The sequence below is a fragment of the Flavitalea antarctica genome (assembly GCF_054461535.1).
On record NZ_JBTLQG010000048.1, the window covers coordinates 1 to 20543 of the forward strand.

Consider the following 20543-nt stretch of genomic DNA (forward strand, 5'->3'; position numbering starts at 1 on the left):
CTCCTGAGCTGATCTCTTTGCTGATGATAAAGGGCAAGTCGGTTCGCCTGCGCAAGCAAGGCCGGGCTGGTAATAACAATATAATCCGTTAACTGGCTGCCGTGCAGATTCTGATTTTCCACCCTGGTTGCCTGTTGGGGAACCAGGAAAGCGGAATTATTAAATGCCACATATTCCCGGAGAGCCGAACAGTCGCCTGTAAACTGGATCCCGTCGGTTGCCGTACCTGTTTGAACCGCTACTGGCGAAACCGGGTTAGAAACATCCCAAACCCTTGTTTGGGCGCTGCCGTTCCTGATTCTGAACCGCCCTATGTTCCCTGGCTGCACAGAGTTCCAGTCACGGAACAAGAGCTGATTTACACCATTCATGGAAAGTTCCCGGCGAACAAATACTTCGAACCAGTCCAGCCACCCCTGTGAATTGACACTGCCTGTCGCATAATCAAAGCTGAGGGTAAGATTTGGAGACGATCCCTGGGTTGCGAAACCTAAATCGGTTTTGCGGACCGTTGCGAACGCGTCATAAATACCGTTACCAACTGCCGGAAGATCCACCTGGCCCAGGGCCTGGTTATTCAATCTTAAAGAGAAGCGGCTACCGGTATTAAATGACCTGGCAATCAGGTTTGTTGAAACTGAGCCCGGGCCGGGCAAAAGATTCGGAAAGTTCAGGTTGAAAACAAGATTCAGCGATTTTCCGGGATTGTTTGAAAATTCTTCTCCATACCATTGTTTACCGCTGCTGAGAAAATTTACAGTGTCAAGTTCGTGGAAGTAGCGGCCATCGAACCCGGAAATTTCCACATTCGGTGTAGCTGTATTATTTATGGTGGGGATACGCCTGCCTGTTCCTCCGAAAGAGAAATAATAGTAAGATTCCTCACTGTAAAGGTTTTTGACGTGCGAAAAAGTCTTTGTGGCCGGAACATTCATCCACCTGTGCGGTCCGTTGGCATAAAAAAGGATGTAATCATTGCCATTGATAATTCCATCTCCTCCATCTTCTATATAAACCGCGTTTTCGACAAGGTCGTCTGTGTAGAGGCTGCCCGGATCTTCGGACAGCATTCCACCGCCGTTGCCAAAGAGCCGGAAAGAAGCAGAGGAAAGATTTGAAGTGTTTACACCGGATTTGGTAAGGTAATTGAGATCAATACGATAAACGCCGGCTTCTGTGACTGCTAAACGGAACCAGTTGCCGGAAGAAAGTACTGAGGAGTTTGAATAAGAACGCTGCGAAAAAGAAGGCAGGCTGGAAAAAACCAGTAAACAGGTAATCAGCCATCGGATTCTCTTAAGCAGGGTCATTACAACCAAAAATAGTTCATTTTTAACGTTGGAAGCCCAACTCCATAAACCCTAATTTACGTATTGTTACTATATTCGCGTAACCTTGACTCTAAGTAAAAACTGCCGAAAAACTCTACAATATTTCTTTTAATACGACGTTTAACAACATTGAACCAAAGGCAAAAAAGTTATCAAATGAACCTGAAAAACCTATTAATTCTCCTCTCCTGCACCGCTGTCGCCACTTCTTCGTGTAAGAACGGCAAGCTGTTCGGAAAGAAAAAGGAGTCTTCCGACGTGACCGGTTGGAATTACAACGACAAAAACATGGGTGGCTACCAGGTCTCCCGTGAGAAAGAGCAAAGAACCGGGCCCGGCCTTGTGTTTGTTCAGGGTGGTACATTCCAGATGGGTGCGACCGAGGAAGACGTTATGTCTGACTGGAACAACATTCCAACCCGTAAGACTGTCAACTCCTTCTATATAGATCGTTCTGAAGTTGCAAATATTCACTACCGTGAGTACCTGTACTGGATCAACAATGTATTTGAAGGAGATGAGTTCAAGGCTGTCCGCGAAGGTGCCCTACCAGATACCCTGGTTTGGAGAAGCGAACTTGCCTACAACGAGCCGATGGTTGAGTATTATTTCCGTCACCCGTCTTACAATTACTACCCTGTAGTAGGTGTAACCTGGAGACAAGCCTCAGATTTCTGTCTTTGGAGAACCGATCGCGTAAACGAAAAAGCGCTGATCGACAAACAATTCATCAATAAGAACACACTTAAGAATATCCAGGGCCAGGGTGGCGAAAGCTTCAATACCAAATCCTACCTGTTGGGTTTAACAACACCAACACCAGGACCCGGAGTTCGTTCCAAAAAGAATCCTTTAAAGAATCCAAACGGTACCCCACGTGCCCAGGTTACATTTGAAGATGGTATCCTTTTACCAGGTTATCGTCTTCCAACCGAAGCTGAGTGGGAATATGCTGCATGGGCGCTTGTAGGTCAAAACCCTTCACCAAGCCGCAAAGAAGGCAAACGTGGTGAGGAGTTGATCACAAACAAACAGGTTTATTCATGGAGCCAGAATGTAAATGGTTTACGTGATGGCCGCCGTGGCAGCTGGCAGGGTACTTTCCTGGCCAACTTTAAAAGAGGTAATGGTGATAACATGGGTGTTGCCGGTGGTCTGAATGACCGTGCCGTTTACACAGCACCAGTTGATGCTTTCTTCCCGAATGCTTTTGGATTATATAATATGTCTGGTAACGTAAATGAGTGGGTTGGTGACGTTTATCGTCCGCTTTCCCCTGTTGACCAGGATGATGTTTCTCCTTTCCGTGGTAACAGGTTCGAAAAAGACGTAAGAAATGCTGACGGCGAGTTTGAAAAAGACAGCCTTGGCCGTGTAAAAAGAGAATATGTTACTGATGAGGAAAGCAAAAACCGTCGTAACTATCAAAAAGGAAATGTTATCAATTACCTCGATGGTGACTCATTGTTGATAGGTGTTAGCTATGATTCAACTGCAGGTCGCGGTTATGGTCTTACAACATTGATCAGCGATAAATCAAGAGTTATCAAAGGTGGAAGCTGGAACGATCGCCCTTATTACCTGTCTCCCGGTACCCGCCGCTTCCTTGAAGAAGATCAGGCAAGCAGCACTGTTGGATTCCGTTGCGCAATGGACCGCCTGGGTAGCCCTGAAGGTAATGGTCGTAAAACTGGTATCAACTACAAAGTCAGACGCCAGAATAACCGGAAAAAGTAATTTTCGATATATCTGACAAAGCCTTCCCGCACGTACGGGAGGGCTTTTTTTTTTGGAATTAACCTCTGGCCGTGACGGTTAGGACCAATGTTTTGAATATGAGCCTTAACTTTGATTTCTATATACTTAGATAAATATGAACATCGCAGAACTGTATGAAATCTACCTGAAATATCCGTCACCCCAGACAGACACCCGCAGCTTAAAAAAAGGAGATCTGTTTTTTGCCCTTAAGGGGCCGAATTTCAATGGAAATAAATTTGCGGAACAAGCTCTGGCCCTTGGAGCTGAATATGTGGTGGCCGATGAACAAATGTTTGCTGATAATGACCGGATCATCCTGGTAAAAGACGTGCTACAGACCTTGCAGGACCTCGCAAAACACCACCGTCAGCACTTTAACATACCGTTTATTGCAATCACCGGCAGTAATGGCAAAACAACCACCAAAGAGCTTGTCCATGCCGTTTTGTCCTCAAAATTTCGTTGCTATACCACGAAAGGCAATCTTAATAATCATATCGGCATTCCACTCACTATCCTTGCGGTAAAAAGCGACGCAGAGATCGCCGTTATTGAGATGGGCGCAAACCATTTACTGGAAATTGCAGGTTATTGTAAATATACCCTGCCTACACACGGGATAATCACAAATTGTGGAAAGGCGCATCTCGAGGGATTTGGCGGTATAGAAGGTGTTCGGAAAGGTAAAGGCGAGTTGTATGATTTTCTCAGGACAAACGAAGGCACTGCCTTTGTGATGTGGGATTATGACTATTTACGCGAAATGAGTAAAGGTATTCACGAAATAGTGACCTATGGTACCCATGATGCGTCCGTCACGGGGATTGCCGATGCTAGTCAGAAGCTTCTTTCAGTAGTTTTTGTATCGGGTTTTGAAGGCAAGCGGATCGATACTCACCTTGTGGGTGATTATAATCTCCCTAATGTACTGGTAGCAGTTGCTGTCGGTAAGTATTTTGACGTGGATGATAACAAGATCCGTGAGGCAATCGAAAATTATGTTCCATCAAACAGCCGGTCTCAGCTTATTCAGCAAAATGGTGCAGATATTATCCTCGACGCGTATAATGCAAATCCAACAAGCATGAAGGCAGCCATTGAGAACTTTGCAGCTATGCCAGGTAACAAAAAAACGCTTATTCTTGGTGGCATGGCCGAGTTAGGCCCGGACAGTGTTGCTGAACACAAAAATATTATTGAGCTCATCGGTAAATATGAGTGGGAAAATGTGATACTCGTAGGTGGTGATTTTACAGAGATAAAATCTCCATATATGACTTACCAGTCTGCTTCAGAAGCCGCAGCCTGGTACAGAAGCCAGGATCACCATGGTTCGTCAACGCTTGTGAAAGGTTCCCGGAGCATGAAGATGGAAGAAGTGATCAAATAACTGAAGCGATCAAAATAACCTGGATGTCGGACTCCGGCCTAGAAATTGCAAATACTAAGCGCTACCGGTTAAGTAGATATTAATCTTTCCTTAAGACTAATATTCTTTCCTTAAGATGATTTAATTTCGCGTCCGGTTGAATAAAGACATTAAACCGAACTATACAGCGTTTTGGTTGTAATTACAACAGCAATAGTCCAATCAATATTATCAATGACAATTCTGATCTTTTTTATCGTTCTCTGGTATCTCTCTCTCTTTTCTCAAACCTTTTTCCTGCATCGTTACGCAGCACACGGTTCTTTCAAGATGAATAAATTCTGGGAAAAGTTTTTTTATGTGTTTACCTGGATCACCCAGGGATCATCCTACCTGAGTCCAAGGGCTTATGGTATTATGCACCGCATGCACCACGCTTTTACGGATACTGAAAAGGATCCGCATTCCCCTATATATTCCAAGCATGTAGTTGATATGATGCTAAAAACCCACCGGGTTTATAGCGACATCTTCACCGGTAAAACGGTGGTCGAAGACAGATTCACGAAAAACGTCCCCACCTGGAGATGGTTCGATAAAATTGCTCATTCGAGCTTTTCAAGACTTATCTGGATCGCAGCTTATGTTGCCTTCTTCTACTTCTTCGCTACTTCATGGTGGTGGTACCTGTTATTGCCAATTGTATTTTCAATGGGCGTTGTGCATGGAGCTATCATCAACTGGTATGCACATAAATTCGGATATATAAACTATAAGGTGAAAAATACTTCTATGAATTTGTTGTCAGTTGACATACTGATGATGGGAGAATCATATCATAATAATCACCACAAGTTTCCCGGTTCCGTAAACTTTGGTAAACGCTGGCATGAAGTGGATCCCACTTACCCCGTTATCTTATTGCTGAAATGGATGGGAATTATCAGGTTTGCCCAACCTGCCCTTGTGAATGCCAGCGGTGGTCATGATCATGATCCTGACTTTTAAGGAAAAGCCTGTTCCGGCCATTTGTCTTTTTACTTCCCTTGTAAGCGCATTATTTCTTTTGTGAGCGCATTGCTTCTTTTGTAAGCGCATCGCTTCTTTTGTAAGCGCATTGTTTCTTTTGTGAGCGCATTATTTCCTTTATAGGCGCATTATTTCTTTTGTGAGCGCGATATTTCTTTTGTGAAGGCATTATTTCCTTTGTGAGCGCATGGCTTTAATCTGATCAAGATTTTTGTCTTTCTTTAACCTGTCGTATTCCGGTGATTCCACCGCATAGATGGCCACTTTACCATCTTCATTGCTATGAACGCCCCATCCATAACGTTTTGTAAGTGGTGAAGCGCGCAAACAAGGCTGCCCCTTTGCAAAGAGCATTTCCCTGGCTGCCTTCAATTCAGATTTTGTCAATTCATTTTTTACAGCATAAACGTGAAAAATAACTGAATCAGAATCATATTTATATGGATTGTTCCTGATCATTTCGAATTGCAAAGTTGCAGCTGTCTCCTTATCTCCTTTTTTCACCGGGGTTTCCGCTGAAGTAACCGGGCAGTCTTCAGCCACTGATATAAAAGTATTGATATAATTGGTGGTGGTCATCTCTCAGGCTTTTCTTTTTCAAAAATACATTTCTTTCTTCTTGATATATTTACAGCATGCGAACTAACCCATCCGCCTTCGGACGTTTCATGGATACAAGCAGGGACAATCTCCGGGACCGCGGAAAACAATTCCTGCCAGTGATCGTGCTACTGCTTCATTTTTCGGAAGTTTCTTCGCAGGCAAAAAAAACAGCCAGGGAACATGGAATAACGATCGGTGTAATGAAGCCTGGAAAATGGAATGCCATCACTGATGTTCCGGGAGTATTGGTGGGACATACCACGATCATTAAAGGTGATTCAATAAGAACCGGGGCCACCGCCATTGTTCCCTATAGCGGTAATATTTTTCAACAAAAGGTACCTGCTGCCATTTTTGTTGGGAACGGTTTTGGAAAGTTGACGGGTATCTCACAGGTGGCTGAACTCGGAACACTTGAAGTGCCGCTGATACTTACCAACACGATGTCTGTTGCTGCGGGTATTGAAGCTGTCCTTGACTACACGATCAGCCAACCCGGCAATAACAATGTGCAATCTGTAAATGCGGTTGTTGGCGAAACCAACGACAGCTGGTTAAATGATATCAGGGGAAGACATGTGACCAGGCAGCATGTACTGGCAGCCATAGCCGGCGCGAGAAGCGGAGCGGTGGAGCAGGGAAATGTTGGGGCAGGCACCGGTACAGTATGTTTTGGTTTTAAGGGTGGCATTGGTAGCTCATCGAGAAAATTGCCATCAAACCTTGGGGGATATACCGTCGGAGTGATCGTGCAGACAAACTTTGGCGGTGTACTGGAAATCTCGGGTGTACCTGTGGGTAAGGAACTCGGTAAGTTCAGTTTCAGCAACCAGTTATTGAATAATGTAGATGGATCCTGTATGATAGTTGTGGCCACAGATGCACCGATCTCAGCCCGCAACCTTCAAAGGCTCGCAAAAAGGGCCTTTATGGGACTGGCTAAAACGGGCGGAATAGCTTCAAACGGCAGTGGCGATTATGTAATTGCATTTTCAACAAATGATTCCTTGCGGGTGCCACATAGCACTGACAAGCCCCTGTTGATCCAGCCTGAACTACACAACGAGTTTATCACGCCTTTATTTATGGCAGCAATTGAAGCAACCGAAGAAGCCATCATCAACTCTTTATTTACAGCAGAAAGATTGAAGGGTTTTAAAGGACACGAAGTGGAACCACTACCTTTGGATCTTGTATTACCCATCATGAAAAAATACAACCGGATAAACAAATAATATGATATACTGCACAGTCAATGGTAACCTGTTCGATGTTACGAAAGCCACCATCGGCATCAATGATCTTGCGCTGCAACGCGGGTATGGAATCTTTGATTATTTCAAGATCCTGAACGGAAGGCCGATATTTCTTGAAGATCATCTTGAACGCTTTTACCGTTCCGCGGCCACGATGCGTTTGCCCATCGACTTTTCGAAGGAAGCGGTTAAAGGCATGATCCATGAACTCATTGAAATAAATGATATCCCTGACTCCGGTATAAAGATCCTTTTAACCGGGGGAAATTCTCCTGACGGATTCCGGATGGGTGCGCCAAACCTGGTTATTACCCATACGCCGTTACCTACCTATGGAGCTTATCACACGAACGGAATCAATGTTATAACGCACAGGCACCAGCGCCAGTTGCCCACGATAAAAACAATAGATTACCTGATGGCCGTCTGGCTTCAACCGTACCTGGAAGAAAGGCAGGCACAGGACGTGATATATCATGATGGCAAGCTTGTAACCGAATGTCCACGTTCAAACCTATTCATAGTTACAAAAGATAACCAGATTCTTACGCCTGCAAAAAATGTGTTGAAAGGTATTATCCGCAAACAATTGCTGAACCTTGAACACCGGTATCCGGTTGCTGAAGCCGATATCACACTTAATGATCTCTTTGAAGCAACAGAAATATTTATCACCAGTACTACCAAAAACATTCTGCCTGTTATCCAGGTCGACGATAGACCCGTAGGCAATGGTGAACCTGGCCCTGTCACCAGGAGCCTCGCACTGAAGCTCGACGAATTGATACAGGAAGTTCAGCACATGGTTGACTGACCTTTCTGACCATTTGCAGTGCGTGAGTGACCAGTCTTCATTTAATAAAAGGCTTTCTGAAATTTAGATTTACATTAGGGTAATTCAATCAATATATATGAACCCTTTTGCTTCCCGAAGAAAACAGTTCATCGCGCTGTTGATCATCATCATAGCCGGGCTGTCAGGCAAGTTGTTCTCACAGGAAAATTATTCACCTGAAGTTTTATCGCGAATTTCGAAAGTGGAGACCAGCCTTGGCAGCTGGTACCGGGTTGAAGGTGAGAAGGGTTTCACTATTGAGGAAAGAATGAAATTTCACAAGATCCCGGCTGTAAGCATTGCAGTTATCAAAGATTACAGGATCGATTGGGCCAAAGCTTATGGAATGGCTGATGTTGCTGCCAATATTCCCGCAACCACCCAAACCTTGTTCCAGGCGGCTTCGATCAGTAAGTCATTGAATGGAGTCGGTGCAATGAAACTGGTCCAGGCAAAAAAGCTCGATCTCAATACTGACATCAATAATTATCTGAGTACCTGGAAGTTTCCGTATGACTCTGTATCAGGAAATAAAAAAATTACGCTCGCCAACCTCCTTGGTCATTCTGCAGGACTCACTGTCCATGGATTTCCCGGCTATGAAGTAACGGATACCATACCCACTGTTTACCAGGTGCTCGATGGAAAGGCGCCCGCAAATACAAAAGCAGTGCGCTCGCAATTTGCACCCGCTACCCGTGTTCAATACTCGGGTGGTGGAACTACCATCTCGCAGGTGATCATTTCTGATGTGAGCAAAAAACCTTATCACCGCTATATGTATGAGGAAGTGTTGATGCCTTTAGGTATGAACTCCAGCTTTTACGATCAGCCAGCACCGGCGTCAAAAAAAGCTTTGCTTGCTACTGGCTACAAATCGAATGGCAATGAAATAAAAGGCAAGTACCATGTTTACCCTGAACAGGCAGCAGCAGGACTTTGGACGAACCCGACCGACCTTGCCAGGTATATCATAGAAACTCAATTGTCTTACCAGGGAAAATCATCCAAAGTATTATCACAGGAAATAACACGCCTGAGACTGACACCGGTGGTCAATAAGGAAGCCGCCCTTGGTGCTTTTATTATGACTAAGGGGAATGCCACTTACTTTTCTCATGGCGGCGCGAATGAAGGCTATCGCTGCCAGTATTTCGGTGACCTTGAAAATGGAAATGGTGTAGTTGTGATGGTTAACTCTGACAATGGAGCTATCCTTAATGAGATCATCAACAGTGTTGCATCGGTCTACGGCTGGAAAGAATTTTATAACCCTGTTGTAAAAAAGCTGGCGACCGTCAGCAACGAAGTTCTTAAAACTTATACAGGCAAATATGAAATTAACCCGGGGTTTAATCTTACCATAAGCCTCGATGGTAATCAACTCAAAGCAGGTGCCACCAATCAACCAACCTTTGAAGTATATCCTGAATCTGAGAATGAATTTTTCATAAAGCTTTTTGAGGCCAAACTTGAATTTTTAAAAACCGGTGACAAGGTGGACCGGGTAATTCTTCATCAGAACGGGCAGAAAACCACTGCAAAAAGGATTGAATAACACCCCTGCCCCATTTGTGTGACGACTTCGAAATCAGCCTCCGGCCATCATTCAAAATCCGTAATTTACCGGCGACAAAATCATATTGATGGCTGTAAAGAAATTTTTCTGCGTAGATGCCCATACCTGTGGAAACCCTGTGAGACTTGTAGCAGGTGGTGGGCCAATGCTCAATGGCAATTCAATGATGGAGAAAAGACTTCATTTTCTCCGGGAATTCGACTGGATCAGGAAGGGCTTAATGTTTGAACCAAGGGGACATGACATGATGAGCGGAAGCATATTGTATCCGCCCTCTGACCCGCTGAATGATATCGGTGTTTTGTTTATCGAGACCAGTGGTTGTTTACCCATGTGCGGTCATGGTACTATTGGAACGATTACAATAGCTATTGAAGAAGGTTTGGTAACCCCCAAAACACCTGGAGTGCTGAGGATGGAAACACCGGCCGGACTCGTGCTCATTGAATACAGGCAGGAAGGCAAAAAAGTAAGGTCTGTGAAACTTACCAATGTGAAATCGTTTCTTGCGGCTGAAGCCATAACCTTTGAATGTCCGGACCTTGGCACCTTAACCGCAGATGTGGCATATGGTGGCAATTTCTATGCGATCATTGATCCGCAGGCAAACTTCAAAGGCATTGATCAATACAATGCGGACCAGCTTATCTCCTGGAGTCGTATCTGCCGGTCACGCATAAACGAAAAATATACATTCATACATCCCGAAAACGAACATATTTCCGGTTGCAGCCATGTAATGTGGACCGGCTCTACCCTTGATCCAACATCCACTGCAAGAAACGCAGTTTTTTATGGTGATAAGGCTATCGACCGTTCACCCTGTGGAACCGGAACCTCAGCAAGAATGGCTCAGTGGTTTGCAAAAGGCAAGCTTAGAAAAGGAGAATCGTTTGTTCACGAAAGTATTATTGGTTCGAAATTTACCGGTACCATAGAAGATATAACCACTATAGACGGGAAACCCGCTATCATTCCCGGCATTGAGGGCTGGGCAATTGTTACCGGCTATAATACGATCATCATTGATGACGACGACCCCTATGCACACGGCTTCCAGGTGATCTGACAGTCTGCAGATCGTACCAGCAGTTTACCTACAACTGGCCCCGGATAAATGCATTGATCAAATGCTGGCAGAATTCATTATTTTAGTTGACTATAAATTATGCTTTCATATGAGTCATTCAACCAGACGCAGATTTATCCAACAATCTGCACTAGCCATCGCTTCCTTACCCTTTACATCTGCTTTTGCTCAACCACCTGCAGTTAACAAAAAACTTTGCTTTTCTACTCTCGGCTGCCCGGACTGGACGTTCGAAAAAATTGTAAAATTTGCAGTGGATTATAAATACCAGGGAATTGAGATCCGGGCCATTCAACGCGAAATAGACATTACAAAAATCAAAGAATTCGCCGATGCCAATATCAGATCCACAAAAGACATCCTTGCTCAAAATAAAATAAAGCTTGTTGACCTGGGTTCATCTGCAGCAATGCATCACACTGAAAAAGCGGCCCGGCAAAAAAACATCGATGACGCAAAACGGTATATTGACCTTGCAGAAAAGCTTGATTGTCCTTATATCAGGGTTTTCCCGAATAACCTGCCGAAAGATGATACAAAGAAGGCTGTTCTTGACCTTATCGTTTCAGGGCTTAGTGAACTAGGGTCCTATGCAAAATCAATGAAAGTAAAGGTATTGATGGAATCGCACGGTGATCTCGTAAGCAAAGCAGATCTCTTGTATGTAATGGAAAAAGTGGATACTAAAAAGGTCGGACTGATCTGGGACATTCTGAATGCATGGTCAGTTACCAAAGAAGCGCCTGCCGATATATATCCAGCCATCAGTAAATACATTCATCATGTGCACGTGAAGGATGGTGTTATTAAGGATGGCAAGGTGCAGTACCGGATCCTGGGTAAAGGCGAAGCACCGGTTCGTGAATCAATACAGCTTTTACAGAATGGCGGGTTCCAGGGCTATTACAGCTTTGAGTGGGAAAAACTATGGCACCCCGAAATTGAAGAACCTGAAATCGCACTTGCGCAATACCCTGCTGAGATCCTGAAATATTTTGTATAAACGGCCTCGACATTCTTAACTGTACTTTGTCGTAAACTCACCCCTCAATTGTCAGATCACGCCACGTGCGGCTATGATATTGCTATTTAATTTTGTTAAGCAAACTAAATAATCATCTGATAAACTTAATCAAAATGAGCACATCAACAACTCAAGCCATCACCATCAGGACAACGGTCAATGCACCTGTTGAAAAAGTCTGGGAGGCCTGGAGCAAACCAGAACATATCACCAAATGGAACAGTGCATCAGACGACTGGCATACACCCAGGGCTGAGAATGACCTGCGAGCCGGTGGGAAGTTCAGCTCAAGAATGGAAGCGAAAGATGGCAGCTGGGGATTCGATTTTGAAGGCGTTTACGATAATGTAGAAGACTTTAAAGTGATCGAATATACCATGCCAGATGGCAGGAAAGTAAATGTCACATTCACCGGCAATGGCAACACAACGGAGGTTGTGGAAACTTTTGACCCGGAAAGCGAAAACAGCATTGAAATGCAGCGCGATGGTTGGCAGGCAATACTCAATAACTTCAAAAAATACACTGAATCACTAGCAGGTTAAATGCAGCTGACTCATCTCCGCAACTAAACAAATTATGGTAAATTAACCAGTCAAATGATCAGCTCCGATGGAAAAATTAAAAGTGGCTACGGCTCAGTTTGAGCATAGAAGTGGAGACAAAGCTTATAACCTTTCGGTGATAGATAAGCTTGCAGCCAGGGCAGCTACTGAAGGAACGCAGGTTATTGCTTTTCATGAGTGCAGCATCACCGGTTATACTTTCGCAAGAAAGTTATCAAAGGAACAAATGCTTCAGGTAGCCGAATATATTCCTACAGGCGAAAGTATTGCGAAGCTCAGGGAGATTGCCCGAAGGCACGATATCGTTGTTCTTGCGGGCCTGTTTGAAAAAGACGAGGATGATAATCTTTTCAAAGCTTATGTCTGTGTCGATAAAGACGGACTCGTAGCGAAGTTCAGGAAGTTACATCCTTTTATTAACCCTCATCTCACACCGGGCGATGCCTATTGCGTGTTTGATATACATGGCTGGAAATGTGGTATCCTGATTTGTTATGATAATAATATCATTGAAAATGTAAGGGCCACAAAGTTGCTTGGTGCTGATATCATTTTTATGCCGCATGTTACTATGTGCACGCCTTCTACCAGGCCCGGGGCGGGTTTCGTTGATCCTGGTCTTTGGGAAAACCGTGAAAATGATCCCACGTCCCTGCGACTTGAATTTGACGGGATGAAAGGAAGAGGCTGGTTGATGAAGTGGCTGCCGGCGAGGGCCTATGACAACGCAGTATATGTGGTATTCTCCAACCCTATCGGAATGGATGATGATCAGCTGAAAAACGGATGTTCGATGATCCTCGATCCATTCGGCGATATTGTAGCAGAGTGCAGGAGTTTTGATGATGAATTCACTACTTCAGTCTTCATTCCCGAAAAACTGACCCAGGCGGGAGGCTATCGCTATCTCAAAGCCAGGAGACCTGACCTGTATCGTGACATCATTGGCCAGGAGCACGTGCCTGAACAAAAAGTCGTGTGGCTGAAAGATGCCTGATCAGATTATATAAAACGGAAATTTCTACATAAACCTCGCTGGATCCGCAGCGAGGTTTTTTTTTCTGATGCCGCCGGATCATTTTTTGATGAGAGTTATCACTACCGGATACAACCGGGGCAAAAATGTTATTCATACTTTTGCCCTTCAACCATTGCTCCCGTTATCACACCAAATAATTCATTATGAATAATCAGTCTACTTCAGAAGTAAAACGTAAACAATCATCCGCACAGGCAGGCATAGAAGAATTGAGCATCAATACCATTCGTTTCCTGTCGGCAGACGCGGTTCAAAAGGCCAATTCGGGCCACCCCGGCTTGCCCCTCGGTGCGGCACCCATGGCATATGTGCTATGGACTAAATTTCTTCGCTTCAATCCCAAAGATCCCAACTGGCAGAATAAGGACCGTTTTATTCTATCGGCAGGTCACGGTTCCGCTCTATTATACAGCCTCCTTCATCTGACTGGCTATGACCTTCCACTGGAGGAGCTGCAAAAGTTCCGACAATTGGATTCGAAAACGCCCGGGCACCCGGAATCGATGTTAACCCCCGGTGTTGAAGTAACTACCGGCCCGCTTGGACAGGGCTTTGCAAACGGAGTAGGTATGGCAATGGCCGAGGCATTTCTTGCCGCTACTTATAATAAGCCGGACCATCAGCTTATTGATCATTATACCTATGGCATAATCAGCGATGGCGACCTGATGGAAGGTGTTTCAGCGGAAGCTGCATCATTGGCGGGTCATCTTAAACTGGGAAAAATTATCTTCCTGTATGATGATAATGATATTTCACTTGATGGCCCAACGAGCCTTGCCTTCACAGAAGATGTTCTCAAACGTTTTGAGGCCTATGACTGGCACACGCAGCGCGTTGCAGACGGCAACGATTTAAAGGGCATTGAAGAGGCGATAAGAAATGCACAGACGGAAAAAGACCGGCCATCGATCATTTCTGTAAAAACCATCATCGGCTTTGGCAGCCCGCTTCAGGGCACAAGCAAAGTGCACGGAAATCCATTGGGTGATGAAAATCTCAGGAAAACGAAAGAAAAGCTTGGGTGGGATCCTGAAAAGACATTCTATATACCTGGAGAAGTAAAAGAACACCTGATGATTCCCGGTCGTCATGGAGAAGAATTGCAGGCTTCATGGCAGGATGCATTTAAAGCTTACAAAGAGGCCTATCCTATCGAAGGGCAACAACTTGAACAGGCATTTACCGGCAAATTGCCCGAAGGCTGGAACAAGGATCTCCCCATTTTCAAGGCAGGTGAGGGCCTTGCCACAAGGCAGGCATCCGGGAAAGCGCTTGAAGCGATAAAGAAAACGGTTCCCTGGTTGCTCGGCGGATCCGCTGACCTGGCCAGCTCGAATGAAATGCCTGTGAAAGGTGAACTAAGTTTTCAACCCGGTAGTTACCAGCATACAAATATCTGGTTCGGGGTCCGTGAACATGGAATGGGCGCAATTATGAATGGCATGGCGAGTCACCATGGCGTGAGAGTTTACGGTGGCACCTTCCTTAATTTTTCGGATTATATGCGTGGTGCCATTCGTCTCGCCGCACTTACCGAGGCACCTGTCACTTATGTTTTCACCCATGACAGTATCGGTCTCGGCGAAGATGGACCAACCCATCAGCCGGTTGAACAGGTTACTTCATTGAGGGCGACGCCGAATCTTACCGTTATCAGGCCCGGGGATGCAAATGAAACCGTACAGGCGTGGGCGATTGCCATGACAAATATGACCGGGCCGGTGGCTTTAATTCTCACAAGGCAAAAACTGCCGACCATCGACCAGGATCGATATGCACCTGCCACTAACGTTGCAAAAGGGGCCTATGTGCTCATTGACCCATCAGATAAACAGCCGGACCTCATTTTGATTGGCACCGGTTCCGAGTTGCAACTGGCTGTGGGCGCTTCAGAGATCCTGGAAAAGGAAGGAATAAAAACCAGGGTGGTCAGCATGCCTTCATGGGAATTGTTCGAGCAACAGGATGAAGCCTATCGCAATACTGTGCTTCCGCCACAGATCAAAAAAAGACTGGCTATAGAAGCAGGGGTCACCTTTGGCTGGTACAAATGGGTAACTTCAGAGGGTGATGTCATCGGCATCGATCGTTTTGGCCTGTCGGCCCCTGGAGAAGAAGTAATGAAGTTTTTTGGATTCACGGTAGAAAACGTTTGTGAACGTGCAAGGCGGCTCTTTAAAAAATAGCACTCATAACAAGCCGAACATATTGATTCGATAGATGCAGGGTACATACTCACGGAAGCAGGAAATAGTCAATGGCTTAATACATGGATTCGGGATTCTTTTCGGGATCAGTGGGCTACCTGTGCTTACAGGTATTGCCACTTCGCACAATAATATTCCCGGGGTAATTGGCTCTGGTATCTATGGTTTGTGTTTCCTGCTCCTGTTTACGTGTTCAACTATCTATCACTTCGCGCAAGAGCCGGCCATCAAAAAAAAGTTTCTTGTTCTTGATCACATCAGTATCTATTTCCTGATAGCGGGCACATATACACCCTTCCTGCTCGTCTACATGAATAACGCATTTGGCATAAGCCTGCTAAGTATATTGTGGGGACTTACGATCATCGGGATATTTTTCAAGATCTATTTTACCGGCAGACTGGAAATTTTGTCTACCATCATCTATATACTGATGGGATGGATCCTGTTTGTTGGGGGCCGTCGTTTTTTTGATGCGTTGCCGGCCGGCGTACTGACTTTTATCATTATTGGAGGAGTACTATATTCAATCGGAGTAATATTTTACATATGGGATAAATTTGTTTACACTCATGCGGTATGGCACGCCTTTGTGCTTGCAGCAGCCATTTGCCACTATGTGGCTGTTTTGCTTTCTATGTAAAAGCTTAAAAAATGTACCGATGAAAATACTCTGGAAATACCTGAAGCCAAATCGTACGCTGATTTTCTTTTCGCTACTCCTGGCGGCAGCTGCACAGTTATTAAACCTGCTGGATCCCGTTATATTCGGAAAGATCATTGATGATTACGCTACCAATAAAAACAATCTTCCACAGGATGAACTGATCAAAGGGGTACTGTACTGGCTGCTGATTGCGCTGGGCATCGCGGTATTGTCAAGGTTATGCAAGGCACTACAGGAATATCTGACAAGACGCACAGTAGCAAAATTCGGGATGAACATTTTCAATGATGGGCTTAAGCAGACCTTAAGACTATCATTCCAGGAATTTGAAGAAAGTCGTAGCGGTACAACGCTGTCTGTTTTGCAAAAAGTAAAAACAGATGCTGAACGTTTTATCAATTCATTTATCAATGTAGTTTTTTCTTCGCTGGTCGGAGTTGGTTTCTTAATATGGTATAGCCTCAACCGGAATTGGTTATTGGTGCCTGTGTTTTTTGTCGGGGTCCTGATGCTGGGTTCACTGACAGGTCTTATCTCAAAAAGAATAAAAGGAATACAACGATCGATAAACAGGGAGACGGATAAACAGGCCGGCGTTATAACGGAGAGCCTGAGAAATATAGAACTGGTAAAAAGTCTCGGACTTACATTCCCTGAAATCAGGCGGCTTAATGAACAAACCCTGAAAATATATAATCTTGAAATGGTTAAAGCAAAGAAAGTAAGCACGCTTTCTTTCCTGCAGGGCAATATGCTGAACCTGCTCAAGCAATCTATTCTCTTTATTCTTCTCTGGCTCATTTTCCGGCAGATCCTGAGTACAGGGGAACTAATTGCCATGCAATTTATATCTACTGCGATATTTACTCCACTGCAGGAACTTGGGAACATGATCATTCTATACCGTGAAGCTGATGCTTCACTTAATACCTTTGACCGGCTGATGAATAAACCCGTGGAGAAGAGACCCGAGAACAGCATTGAGATTGATGACTTGTCGAGCCTGCGATTTGATAACGTCGTGTTCCGGCACAAAACCGCGGGATACAATTCAATCGACCAGATCTCTTTTGCAATACATCGCGGACAAACTATTGCGTTTGTTGGACCATCAGGCTCTGGCAAATCAACACTGGTCAAACTGCTTGTCGGTCTATATACACCTGTAAGCGGCGCCATCTATTTTAATGATATATTATCTACCCAGGTTCAGTACAATCCACTCCGGAGACAGATCGGTTTTGTTACCCAGGATACGCAATTATATGCCGGATCAATTAAAGACAATCTCCTGTTTGTTAAGCCGACTGCTACCGACCAGGAGATCACAAATGCACTAAAAGGAGCATCCGCCACAAACCTTATCGCCAAGGCTTCTCATGGGGTAAATACTTTGCTTGGTGAAAGCGGTATGAAATTATCCGGTGGAGAAAAACAGCGCATATCGATTGCAAGAGCATTGCTGCGAAAACCCCGGTTGCTGATCTTTGATGAAGCTACCTCAGCCCTTGATTCGATTACGGAAGAAGAAATTACAAGCACCATCCGTGATATTTCCGGCAGCAAGTCGCAGATGACAATCCTGATAGCACACCGGTTATCCACCATCATGCATGCCGATAATATCTATGTACTCGAAAAAGGAAAGTTTGCCGAATCAGGTTCGCATGAAGAGCTGCTTGCTGCAAAAGGCCTGTATTATTCCATGTGGCGGCAGCAGGTTGGAGAACGAAGAGCAATCACTAGCGTTTAAGAAGTTTGGTATCTACCACTTTCTGCATCAGCAGATCTTTCATATTTCGGCTCACCGGTATCTGGGCAGATTCTATCAGGACGGTGTTACCCTCGATTGCTTTTATTTTTTGAAGTGAAACAATATAGGATTTGTGCACCTTCATAAAGATGGTGTCAGGAAGCTGTTTTTCCAGGATACTAAGCGTTATGTATGTAATCATTTTTTTACCCGCAAGGTGAATAGCAACATAATTCTGCAACGCCTCTGCATATAATACTTCGTCATAATAGACTTTTACAAAAACGCCATTCTCCTTAATAAAAAAACTTCCTTTTTCCTCAGTGGCAGGAGCCATTACGGGCCGCATCACCGAATGTAATTCCTTCACCTTGTTGACAGCTTTTAAAAATCGGGGGAAAGATATCGGCTTCAAGAGATAGTCAGCAACACCCAGTTCAAAACCTTCAAGAGCATAGCTTGAATAAGCAGTGGTGAATATTATTGCGGGCACTTTTTTGAGTGATTTGATAAAATCTATTCCGGATAAACGGGGCATTTCAATGTCCAGGAAAATAAGGTCGATATCACCACTATCCAGCAACTGGTATGCCTGCAACGGATCTGCAAATATACCGGCAAGTTCCAGGAACTCAATCTGGGAAACATATTCTTTCATTCCCTTACAGGCAATGGGTTCATCATCTATTATAAGACATTTCATTGTCATGATATCTGAATCTGTAGTTCAACTAAAAAAGTAGCATCCCGTCGTTCTATGTTTAGCTTATACTTGTCGTCATATAATAGATCAAGTCTTCGTTTTACATTTTTCAGCCCTATCCCTGGTTTCTTCTTTACCGCTGATGGGGGATCAACAGAATTAACCACGCTGAAGAGGAAAGATCCGTTTTGCCGGGCGAGGTTAACTTCAACTGTATTTTTTACATCTACAGAACTGGAAAGATGCTTGAAAGCGTTTTCAACAAAGGGTAACAAAAGCAAAGGAGCAATACAAAAATCTCTCGCGCTATCATCGCTGTTGAATATAATGGAATGCTTATCACTTTTTCGCAGCCGCTGAAGATCAACATAACTCTCGAGGTAACTTACTTCCTTCTCAATAGGGATCTTATCTTCATTGCATTCGTATAGCTGGTATCTTAGAAGTTCCGAAAACTTCTGGAGAGACTCCCTGGCTTCAAGATTTGATTTATCGATCTGGAAGTAGATAGTATTAATTGAGTTAAACAAAAAATGCGGGTTAAGCTGTGCTTTCAGGTATTCAAGCTCTGCCTGTAATTTTTCCGTTTGCATCTGGTGTAATAACAATTGCTGCCTGTACCAGCGTTTACTTAGTTCCAGCGAAAGCGTAAAAGCCAGGTAAAAGATCCCGATGGATGCGTTGTAATAGGTATTGAAAAAAAAACTTCTACGGGTCGTCAGATTAGTTAGGTGGGTACTGAGCCAGGTATCAAAACCGTTTTGCAAAGCTGTATACATCAGCAGCAGCAATACGACCGATAGAAAATATAAGAGATACCTGTCTTTCTTAAAATATCGTTCAAACAAATAATAGATATTCAGGTAACAAACTGCTGCCAGCAACAGGTTGTGAACCACCACATCAACCAGGTAATAAACCGAACCAGCCTGTTGAATAACGTGCGCCCGGTTAAAGGCATAGAACACAATGGTAACCAACCAGAACGCGAGGTGGTCGAGTTTATATTTCCATACGAAATGCACATTTTAAGTTACGCTTTACCCCTCAATATTTCCCTGCAATTATCCAAAAAGTAATTTTTCCTTGATGAGCTGCAGTCGCGGCCTCATTTGCAACCTGGATTACAGGTCATCAATAGTTTGTAGCAGATAGTCAAACAAATTATTTGTTGCGTGATGGCTTCGATTTCTTTGTCTCGAAAATATTATTACTCATTTTAAAGTTAAACTGTATGAAAAGACTAGTCAGACCATTAATCATTGTAAAAGCCATGCTGCTCCTTTTTGCTTCACTGCCACTGGCAGCTTCTGCCTTCGGTGGTGTAGACAGTTATGCGATCTACCTGAATGACAAACTTCTTGTGAGGCAATCCCTGGGAGATCCACTGGACCTTAAAACACTTCCACTTACGGACAAAAATGTTTCTGACAAACTGGTGATCAGGTACATGCAGTGTAATGCGCCATCCAAAGTGGGAAAAAACAGGGTGATTACCTTAAAAAACGAGGCGGGACAAGTAGTTAAAGAGTGGAAATTTAAGGATCACGATGGAGAAGCCTCTGATATGGTTATCCCGGTAAAAGAAATACTGGCACTGCAAAAATCTTCCAGTGGAGCGATGAGCTTTTATTATTCCGCCGAAGGAAATAAAACGCAGAAACTTGCGGCATTAAGTGGAGGGAGCAAAACCAATACTTAACAGGTTTATTGTTACGAAAGCCCAGT

At 44.3% G+C, this 20543-nt stretch carries 18 protein-coding genes; 14 read left to right on the forward strand and 4 right to left on the reverse strand.

Features of this window, described 5'->3' with window-relative positions; genetic code table 11:
• On the reverse strand, window positions 1-1310 hold a 1310-nt coding region (locus tag ACX0G7_RS25140), incomplete at its 3' end, for a hypothetical protein (RefSeq protein WP_458926298.1).
• A 177-nt stretch (window positions 1311-1487) separates the two neighbouring features.
• On the opposite strand from ACX0G7_RS25140, the gene ACX0G7_RS25145 reads away from it, so the two are divergent.
• The 3 genes from ACX0G7_RS25145 to ACX0G7_RS25155 all read left to right on the forward strand — a co-directional run bounded on the left by ACX0G7_RS25145 (window position 1488) and on the right by ACX0G7_RS25155 (window position 5469).
• Window positions 1488-3068 (forward strand): SUMF1/EgtB/PvdO family nonheme iron enzyme, encoded by a 1581-nt coding sequence (locus ACX0G7_RS25145; protein WP_458926299.1) that lies wholly within the window; start codon window positions 1488-1490, stop codon window positions 3066-3068.
• A gap of 136 nt (window positions 3069-3204) precedes the next feature.
• On the forward strand, window positions 3205-4482 hold the full coding sequence (locus ACX0G7_RS25150; protein WP_458926300.1) for a UDP-N-acetylmuramoyl-tripeptide--D-alanyl-D-alanine ligase: 1278 nt from the start codon (window positions 3205-3207) through the stop codon (window positions 4480-4482).
• A gap of 213 nt (window positions 4483-4695) precedes the next feature.
• Window positions 4696-5469 carry an acyl-CoA desaturase gene (locus ACX0G7_RS25155; protein WP_458926301.1) on the forward strand — a complete coding sequence of 258 codons (774 nt, stop codon included), beginning with the start codon at window positions 4696-4698 and terminating at the stop codon, window positions 5467-5469.
• 189 nt (window positions 5470-5658) lie between these two features.
• On the opposite strand, the gene ACX0G7_RS25160 is transcribed toward ACX0G7_RS25155, so the two are convergent.
• Window positions 5659-6069, reverse strand: a complete 411-nt coding sequence (locus ACX0G7_RS25160) for a DUF6157 family protein (RefSeq protein WP_458926302.1) — start codon at window positions 6067-6069, stop codon at window positions 5659-5661.
• Window positions 6070-6125: 56 nt separating this feature from the next.
• Between ACX0G7_RS25160 and ACX0G7_RS25165 the strand changes: the two genes are divergently transcribed.
• From ACX0G7_RS25165 to ACX0G7_RS25210, 10 genes are all read left to right on the forward strand, one after another.
• Window positions 6126-7328: a DmpA family aminopeptidase gene (locus tag ACX0G7_RS25165; RefSeq protein WP_458926303.1), complete on the forward strand. Its 1203-nt coding sequence runs from the start codon at window positions 6126-6128 to the stop codon at window positions 7326-7328.
• Window position 7329: 1 nt separating this feature from the next.
• Complete coding sequence (locus ACX0G7_RS25170) at window positions 7330-8163, forward strand: aminotransferase class IV (RefSeq protein WP_458926304.1); 834 nt, start codon at window positions 7330-7332, stop codon at window positions 8161-8163.
• 97 nt (window positions 8164-8260) lie between these two features.
• Complete coding sequence (locus tag ACX0G7_RS25175; RefSeq protein WP_458926305.1) at window positions 8261-9742, forward strand: serine hydrolase; 1482 nt, start codon at window positions 8261-8263, stop codon at window positions 9740-9742.
• Window positions 9743-9830: 88 nt separating this feature from the next.
• On the forward strand, window positions 9831-10832 hold the full coding sequence (locus ACX0G7_RS25180; RefSeq protein WP_458926306.1) for a 4-hydroxyproline epimerase: 1002 nt from the start codon (window positions 9831-9833) through the stop codon (window positions 10830-10832).
• A 109-nt stretch (window positions 10833-10941) separates the two neighbouring features.
• A complete protein-coding gene (locus tag ACX0G7_RS25185) occupies window positions 10942-11856 on the forward strand; it encodes a sugar phosphate isomerase/epimerase family protein (protein WP_458926307.1) in 915 nt (304 codons plus the stop codon).
• A 134-nt stretch (window positions 11857-11990) separates the two neighbouring features.
• A complete protein-coding gene (locus tag ACX0G7_RS25190; protein ID WP_458926308.1) occupies window positions 11991-12422 on the forward strand; it encodes an SRPBCC family protein in 432 nt (143 codons plus the stop codon).
• A 67-nt stretch (window positions 12423-12489) separates the two neighbouring features.
• Window positions 12490-13440 (forward strand): nitrilase family protein, encoded by a 951-nt coding sequence (locus ACX0G7_RS25195; RefSeq protein WP_458926309.1) that lies wholly within the window; start codon window positions 12490-12492, stop codon window positions 13438-13440.
• A 185-nt stretch (window positions 13441-13625) separates the two neighbouring features.
• On the forward strand, window positions 13626-15671 hold the full coding sequence (gene tkt / locus ACX0G7_RS25200) for a transketolase (protein ID WP_458926310.1): 2046 nt from the start codon (window positions 13626-13628) through the stop codon (window positions 15669-15671).
• A 34-nt stretch (window positions 15672-15705) separates the two neighbouring features.
• Complete coding sequence (gene trhA / locus ACX0G7_RS25205) at window positions 15706-16335, forward strand: PAQR family membrane homeostasis protein TrhA (protein ID WP_458926311.1); 630 nt, start codon at window positions 15706-15708, stop codon at window positions 16333-16335.
• Between the two features lie 19 nt (window positions 16336-16354).
• Window positions 16355-18112: an ABC transporter ATP-binding protein gene (locus ACX0G7_RS25210; protein ID WP_458926312.1), complete on the forward strand. Its 1758-nt coding sequence runs from the start codon at window positions 16355-16357 to the stop codon at window positions 18110-18112.
• On the opposite strand, the gene ACX0G7_RS25215 is transcribed toward ACX0G7_RS25210, so the two are convergent.
• Both ACX0G7_RS25215 and ACX0G7_RS25220 read right to left on the reverse strand, forming a co-directional pair.
• A complete protein-coding gene (locus tag ACX0G7_RS25215; RefSeq protein WP_458926313.1) occupies window positions 18102-18815 on the reverse strand; it encodes a LytR/AlgR family response regulator transcription factor in 714 nt (237 codons plus the stop codon). The genes ACX0G7_RS25210 and ACX0G7_RS25215 overlap by 11 nt on opposite strands.
• Window positions 18816-18817: 2 nt before the next feature.
• Complete coding sequence (locus tag ACX0G7_RS25220; protein ID WP_458926314.1) at window positions 18818-19840, reverse strand: sensor histidine kinase; 1023 nt, start codon at window positions 19838-19840, stop codon at window positions 18818-18820.
• A 209-nt stretch (window positions 19841-20049) separates the two neighbouring features.
• Between ACX0G7_RS25220 and ACX0G7_RS25225 the strand changes: the two genes are divergently transcribed.
• On the forward strand, window positions 20050-20517 hold the full coding sequence (locus ACX0G7_RS25225) for a hypothetical protein (protein WP_458926315.1): 468 nt from the start codon (window positions 20050-20052) through the stop codon (window positions 20515-20517).
• Window positions 20518-20543: the final 26 nt, after the last annotated feature.